6 protein-coding genes, 2 tRNA genes and 2 pseudogenes are annotated in these 6,149 nt (G+C 58.1%); 3 read left to right on the forward strand and 7 right to left on the reverse strand.

Annotated features, from left to right (window positions below):
• Positions 1-33 precede the first annotated feature (33 nt).
• From BLP99_RS26535 to BLP99_RS23865, 4 genes and pseudogenes are all read right to left on the reverse strand, one after another.
• Positions 34-144: pseudogene (locus BLP99_RS26535) on the reverse strand (ABC transporter ATP-binding protein); the annotation flags it as partial.
• Positions 139-549, reverse strand: a pseudogene (locus BLP99_RS23855) (MFS transporter); the annotation flags it as partial. The pseudogenes BLP99_RS23855 and BLP99_RS26535, both read right to left, overlap by 6 nt.
• A gap of 130 nt (positions 550-679) precedes the next feature.
• Positions 680-1,852, reverse strand: a complete 1,173-nt coding sequence (locus tag BLP99_RS23860) for a zinc-dependent alcohol dehydrogenase (RefSeq protein ID WP_072398755.1) — start codon at positions 1,850-1,852, stop codon at positions 680-682.
• The gene (locus BLP99_RS23865) at positions 1,852-2,673 is read right to left on the reverse strand and encodes an SRPBCC family protein (protein WP_072398754.1); all 822 of its coding nucleotides are present in this window, start codon (positions 2,671-2,673) and stop codon (positions 1,852-1,854) included. The genes BLP99_RS23860 and BLP99_RS23865 overlap by 1 nt, the downstream gene beginning before the upstream one ends.
• A 341-nt stretch (positions 2,674-3,014) precedes the next feature.
• On the opposite strand from BLP99_RS23865, the gene BLP99_RS23870 reads away from it, so the two are divergent.
• The 3 genes from BLP99_RS23870 to BLP99_RS23880 all read left to right on the forward strand — a co-directional run bounded on the left by BLP99_RS23870 (position 3,015) and on the right by BLP99_RS23880 (position 4,362).
• Positions 3,015-3,088 (forward strand) — tRNA-Cys (locus BLP99_RS23870).
• Positions 3,089-3,284: 196 nt separating this feature from the next.
• Positions 3,285-3,371: transfer RNA gene (locus tag BLP99_RS23875), tRNA-Leu, on the forward strand.
• A 346-nt stretch (positions 3,372-3,717) separates the two neighbouring features.
• Complete coding sequence (locus tag BLP99_RS23880; protein ID WP_072432070.1) at positions 3,718-4,362, forward strand: hypothetical protein; 645 nt, start codon at positions 3,718-3,720, stop codon at positions 4,360-4,362.
• 294 nt (positions 4,363-4,656) lie between these two features.
• Here BLP99_RS23880 and BLP99_RS23885 read toward each other — a convergent pair whose 3' ends face one another.
• The 3 genes from BLP99_RS23885 to BLP99_RS23895 all read right to left on the reverse strand — a co-directional run.
• Positions 4,657-5,226 (reverse strand): hypothetical protein, encoded by a 570-nt coding sequence (locus BLP99_RS23885; RefSeq protein ID WP_072398752.1) that lies wholly within the window; start codon positions 5,224-5,226, stop codon positions 4,657-4,659.
• Positions 5,227-5,339: 113 nt separating this feature from the next.
• Positions 5,340-5,702 carry a DUF5064 family protein gene (locus BLP99_RS23890; protein ID WP_072398751.1) on the reverse strand — a complete coding sequence of 121 codons (363 nt, stop codon included), beginning with the start codon at positions 5,700-5,702 and terminating at the stop codon, positions 5,340-5,342.
• A 61-nt stretch (positions 5,703-5,763) separates the two neighbouring features.
• Positions 5,764-6,149 (reverse strand): amino acid kinase family protein (locus BLP99_RS23895; protein WP_441295931.1); only part of this gene is annotated, 386 nt, incomplete at its 5' end.

The following is a 6,149-nucleotide window of genomic DNA, read 5'->3' on the forward strand; positions in this document are numbered from 1 at the left end:
GCCGCGACTGCCTGAGCGCCCAGGCCTGGCGGTTCAGGCCACGCTGTCGACAATCACGTGCCGCTCCCCCCTGGAACACTGTTCGATCCTTGCCTCGACCCGGTAGACGCTGCGCAGCATCTGCTCGGTAATCACCTCTGAGGAGGCTTCGATACTGACCCCGCAGGCCTGGGCCGGGGCGATGTAGCCGGCGAATGCGCCCTGCAGGAAGCGCAGCACCAGGATGACCCAGATATCGCTGCTCAGTGCCAGCCCCAGCTGCGTCAGGGACAAACCGGCCAAGGCGCGGATCATCATAAGCTTGTGCCCATGGCGATCACCGATCCGCCCCCAAAAGGCGCTGGTCAGGATGATGCCCAGCATCGGGCCGACGTACACCGCGGTACTGGCGAAGCTGAAGAGCGCGTCGTTGTCGGTCAACTGGCGCAGATGAACCGGCCAGAAGGGGCCACTCATCTCTATGGCACCCATGGACACCAACTGGATGGCGAACAGCAGGTAAACCAGCAGGCGGATGTTCGAACCCTGGAGGACACCGACGCGGGGCATGGACGGACTCTGAGACGGCTGAGGCTGTGTCTTATCCGACAGTGCGTCGATCCTGGCAAGAAAAAAATACGACGGACTCACGCAGACGGGCGTCGGGAGCCTGGCAGGCAGGCCCCCTTGACCGCGCTGGTTATTCCGGTCGGAATACCGCCCGCAGGCACTGCTCGCGCTTGTCCTTGAACATCTCATAACCCTGCACCGACTGCTCCAGCCCCATGGGGTGGGTCAGCAGATAGGAAGGGTCCAGTTCGCCTTTCTGAATATATTCGAACAGCCTCGGCACATAACGTTGCCCCGGTTGCTGGCCCGAGCGCAGGGTCAGGGACTTGTTGACGATCGCTCCCATGGGGAACTTGTCCAGGAGACCGCCATACACCCCGACCACCGAGACGGTGCCCCCTTTGCGACAAGCGCGGATGGACTGGCGCAACACCGTTCCGCGCTCGGTGTGCAGGCGCATCATCTGTTTGGTCTTGTCGTAGTAGTAATCGACCTCGGTGCCGTGGGCCTCCATGCCCACGCAGTCGATGCAGCGATCCGGGCCGCGGCCCCCGGTCAGCTCCAGCAGGGCGGCATGCACGTCGGTGGTTTCGTAATTGAGCGCGATGGCACCGGCCTTTTCCTCGGCCAGACGCAAGCGGTCGGTAAAGCGGTCGATGGCGATCACCCGTTCGGCGCCCAACAGGTACGCGCTGGCAATCGCCATCAACCCGACCCCACCACAACCCCAGACCGCAACCGTGTCGCCGCGCTGGATGTTGGCGTTATCAGCGGCGAAGAAACCGGTGGGCACTGCATCGGAGACAAAAACCGCTTGTTCGTCTGTCACGCCTTCGGGAATGGTGAACAGGTTCACGTCGGCGAATGGCACGCGGATATAAGTGGCGTGACTGCCCGCGAAGCCGCCGAAGGCGTGGCTGTAGCCGATGATGCCGCAGGCCGGTTGGCCGTAGGCAATGTCCGTCGCGGTGGGGTTGGGATTGGAGTTGTCGCAGCAGGAAAAGTCCGCGCGCTGGCAATGCTCGCACTGGCCGCAGCCGAGGATCGACACGGTGACAACACGGTCACCTTTCTTGAACTGCGTGACGGCCGAACCGGTTTCCACCACCTCGCCCATGAATTCGTGACCGATGATGTCGCCAGCTTGCATGGTGGGTACGTAGCCGCCCAATAGGTGCAGGTCCGAACCGCAGACTGAGGACAGCTTCACCCGCACGATAGCATCGCGAGGGTTGAGGATGGACGGATCATCGACGGTGTCGACTTGTAGCTTGTTGGGTCCTTGCCAGGTGAGTGCGCGCATCAGACTGTTCCTCCGTTGGACGGGGCATGGCCCGGTGTTGAAGTCGCGGTCGTGGCCGGGTGAATGAACAGGAAGTCCTTCGTGCCCTCGGCCCGCATCCGGTTGGTGGTCACTTCGCCCGTTTCCAGTTGCTGCTTGATGCTGCGAAGCAGATGGAGCAGGGCCTTGTCGGAGAATTTCGAAATGGCACTGGCCAATGCATAACCCGCACTGCCGAGGGAAGTCTTGCAGGCGACGATCACCTTGATCTGCGTGCCCCGGCCCGTCGGCGCATCGCTGAAGTGCATCTGGATGTCGTGCTTGAAGCGCGTGTCCGGCCCGGCGATCCAGTGCAGCTTGCGGCCTTCCTTGGGTTCGTGCTGCTCGAGGTCGCAGTGCAGGGTCTTGTCCATCGGCCCGCGCGCCACCCAGCGGTAGGTGTGTTCGCCGGTCTGTTCGATCTCATCGATCCAGGGCACCAAGGCGCCCAGGTTGGCGGGGTTGCGACAGAACTCAAAGACCTCTTCCCGCGGCTTGCCGACCGTGATGCTGCGGGAGATCACTTTGCTCCCGTCCCAGCCCCGATCCTGCTCGAAGGCCTGTTCGAACGGGGTATGGGTAAGCGCCTGCTTGACCCGGCAGGTACCCGAATAGGCACGCCAGGTCGCGCAGGCCCCCAGCAGTACCTGTGGCCAACCTTTGAGCCCGCCTTCACGCAGCCCGTTGGCAATCAGCAGCGTGCCGGCCAGGAGTGATAATGCACGCTCCGGTGTTCCGAGATTGGGGTGCGACGGACTCGGCACCGCAGCCCGGCTCGCAACCAGTGGTGGACGTTCAGTCATGATGGTTTTCCTTACAAAGTCCGAGGGCAACATAAGGAATGAACCGGCGGGGCGGTCGGTCGTTCCATCGACGTCAGGGGTTTCCGATGAGGCGGCGGGACAGGCGGCCCGAGTAAGATTGTCGAACCGATGAAACGGAGCAGGGACCCGCGTGCCGGCTGATTTTTTTTTGAAATCAAGGGGTTGTCAGCTTCGGCAAATGAGTACATAATTGCGCCCATCGAACGCATTGAGGGCTAAAAAAACTCAATGTTTTCAAGGAGATAGCGCTCAATTAGATTGATCCGCTCCTCATCAGGTTTAAAAGCGGTTGATGGTTTCACTGGCATCAAGCGTCCTGAGGCCGAATAGCAAAATGGTTATGCAGTGGATTGCAAATCCACCTACGCCGGTTCGATTCCGACTTCGGCCTCCACTATTAAAAAGCTCTGTAGATCTATGATTTACAGAGCTTTTTTCTTTATGTGGCAATGCAGTTTTTTGTTTCGAAAGAACATGGGCTACCTTGCTTCATAGGGGAGGGATGTATATATTTCGTCCCCTCTGCTGTACCGGCTTCGACCTGTCAGATCCATGATCTTGACCGCTTCAGGAAGCTTGACCGCGCTACCGCCCGAATGGCGAAACTGGTAGACGCATGGGACTTAAAATCCCCCGCTCGTAAGGGCGTGCCGGTTCGATTCCGGCTTCGGGCACCATCTAAAATCAAGGGTTTGCGAGCGAAAGCTGATGCAAACCCTTGTTTGTTTCCTCCCTCGCAATTTTTATCCGCAATCATGTAGACGGCACCCTATGCTGATCGGGCTGTTCTGTGTGCCATGATCCGCTTTATCAACAGATCCGGTCCCCCTTTTGTAATCTGCTCGCAGTTGGCTGAGTAATGGAAAACGATGCGGCATAAAGAAGCCTTCAGAAGGGCTTGAATATCATTTCGTCATGTCCCAGTATTCGCCGCCCTGTCACTCCTGCGTGTGTGGGCGTGCACAGAAAACCGATCATAGTGTCGGTTTTTTTTTGAGCTATCGAGTACATAAGGACATGGTCATGCGGGTTATCACTTTCGTAACTATTTTTTCTGCAGCGCTTGCCGGTTGCTCTGGGATACCTTCGGTTCCGTACGAAGAGCCTGTCCAATCAGAGGGGGTGGCGCATGTTCGCGTCATCACGAACTCCAGTGTGTATGGCGATAGCATCATGGGCAGTTGTGCGCCTGCCACCCGGCATAAGATGGCTGAAGCCGGACGTTTCGGGGAGGACGGTACGGCGAGCATCAACTATCCGCAGTACCCCCTGAAGTCGGTGAGCATTGGCATGCCGAAAAGGGTGATGCCCCCTCTTGTCCAATACATCCCCTCGATCCGCAGAGCCCAAGGCGCATACAAGGAGGTTGTCACCGAATATCGCGTCAGGACAGACTTGCCATTTCAGATTGCAACCCAGGGCGCGACCGTTGCTGGTTCTGGCAGCACTTATTGGGCCTGCGCTGACCAGGCACTCGTGTACAAACTGGAACCCGGGAAAGACTACGAAGTTTTTGCAGGAGTGGACATGAGGCCAGACAAGGATGGTCGGCAAGCACTTATTTGCCTGCTGGGAGTTTTCGAGCTCACCCCTGTGCCTGGCACGTCAATTGTAATCCCCTCCAAGTTGACGTCTGCCGCGCCTGCCCAGGTGGCCTGCAAAAGCTGACAGGCACTCATCGCCATCCACATCTCTGATGCCTGAATCTCGCGAGCATTGCGATGGTGTCTGTTGGTCTGTTGGTCTGTTGGTCTGTTGGCCGGCTTGCAAGCGCGACGCCATGTCCGCCCAGGCCAGCCAGTGGTTAAGTCGGGGGTTCCCTAGGCTCTGTACGAAAAGACTTGATACTCGTTCATGCCGCGTTGAAAACTGCCTCGCAATGCTCATGTACTCCGGTACACCGCGCTTGCTCGGCTGTTTTCGCCTTGCCTGATCTTCATCTCGAGACTTTTCGTACAGAGCCTAGCGTGAGGTTTTGACTTTCAATACCTCGGTATAAATGGCATCGATCGTCTGACCCTCCTGCAGTTTCTTCATCCGTTCCTGAAGCTTTGGATCCTCCACTTTCAATACGATGACTTGTCCCTCCGGAGGTAGCAAAGTCACTTCATGTTCTTTCAAATCAATGCGAGTGATCTTGGACGTGACTCTGACTTGACGGAAAGCTTCACCGCCGGGATTGGGATTGTCCTTGGTGGTGCGGATGGCCATGGCTTCATTGGATACTCCTGGCTCCCCGCCAACGTTCGTATCCAATACATAAGCGACTGAGCGAATCACGTGAATCTCGACGTTGTCACCGACTCTCAGATTGTGCAGGTTCTTGGCTTGGTCGGAGAGCTGGATGGGCACCGGTTCTTTGTTGCGGCCTTCGATGGTGACTTGATAGAGCGCCGGATCAACGGCGAGTACGCGCGAAACGATATGGCCTTCCATGGCATTGCTGCCCAGCGGTATATCAGCGGCACGGACCGCCAGACTGGTCGTTGACAGCAGTGCAGCAATTAAAGCCAGGGTGCGAATCGGTGTCATGGCTGCTTTCCTTGAGTACCTGGGATGTGAATCAAGGTCACGTAACAACAGCGCTCCTGCCAACCGGCACAATCGTGTGAGCGTGCAGGTGCGTGCCATTTACGCTCGGTGAGTCATTCAAAATGTTCAGGGTTGACGGGGTCTCCGGACTTCATGTTCAACTGCACCCGCACATCCTCGAACATCAGATCGTAATGTTTGTGTTGCGAACCGATGCTGCTGTAAGCCTTGGGAATTCCATGTTTCTCCGCAATCTTGGTCACGTTGCTGGCGAAGTTGTATGCCTGCTCCTTGCTCAGGAAAAACGTTTCCTTCATATCCTTGCCCTGAATGCTGCCGTGCATCGTGAATTGCATCCCTTTGCCTTCCTTGGGATCGGTGGTGACCTCATAATCCAGGCACAGGTCGTAGCTGACATCGTCCTTGTTCAGTGCGTGTCGTTCGATATGCAGACGACCGGGTTCAAAGTGGGCCATGGTGCTCTCCTTTCAGGGTTCGGGAGGAGGGGCAGGCCTGACCCTGCCCCTGCAGTTCTGATTATCGATAGGTAATGCCGGGAGTGGCCGTGCTGATACGCGTGCCCGCAGTGCCCTGGACGATGGCATCGATGTCCGCCAGTGCGCCGATCACCGCGACCTTGCCGGTGTTGCGGGCAAATTCGCAGGCTGCCTGGACCTTGGGTCCCATGGAGCCGGCGGCGAAGCCGAGCCTGTCCATTTCGTCCGGGTGGGCCTGGGCGATGGCTTTCTGGGTTGGCTTGCCGTAGTCGATGAACGCGGCGTTGACGTCGGTGGCGATCACCAGCAGGTCGCTCTCCAGCTGTTCGGCCAGCAGCGCCGAACACAGGTCCTTGTCGATCACCGCTTCGACGCCCTGCAGCTTGCCGTGGGCGTCGTACATCGTCGGGATGCCGCCGCCACCGG

Origin of the sequence: Pseudomonas sp. NFACC32-1, from assembly GCF_900101215.1 — a bacterium.
Lineage (GTDB): Bacteria > Pseudomonadota > Gammaproteobacteria > Pseudomonadales > Pseudomonadaceae > Aquipseudomonas.

What these genes read in the sequence shown, in the direction of transcription:
- BLP99_RS23860 (WP_072398755.1), bottom strand. Translation starts at nt 1,852, where the DNA reads ATGCGCGCACTCACCTGGCAAGGACCCAACAAGCTACAAGTCGACACC.
- BLP99_RS23865 (WP_072398754.1), bottom strand. Translation starts at nt 2,673, where the DNA reads ATGACTGAACGTCCACCACTGGTTGCGAGCCGGGCTGCGGTGCCGAGT.
- BLP99_RS23880 (WP_072432070.1), top strand. Translation starts at nt 3,718, where the DNA reads ATGCGGGTTATCACTTTCGTAACTATTTTTTCTGCAGCGCTTGCCGGT.
- BLP99_RS23885 (WP_072398752.1), bottom strand. Translation starts at nt 5,226, where the DNA reads ATGACACCGATTCGCACCCTGGCTTTAATTGCTGCACTGCTGTCAACG.
- BLP99_RS23890 (WP_072398751.1), bottom strand. Translation starts at nt 5,702, where the DNA reads ATGGCCCACTTTGAACCCGGTCGTCTGCATATCGAACGACACGCACTG.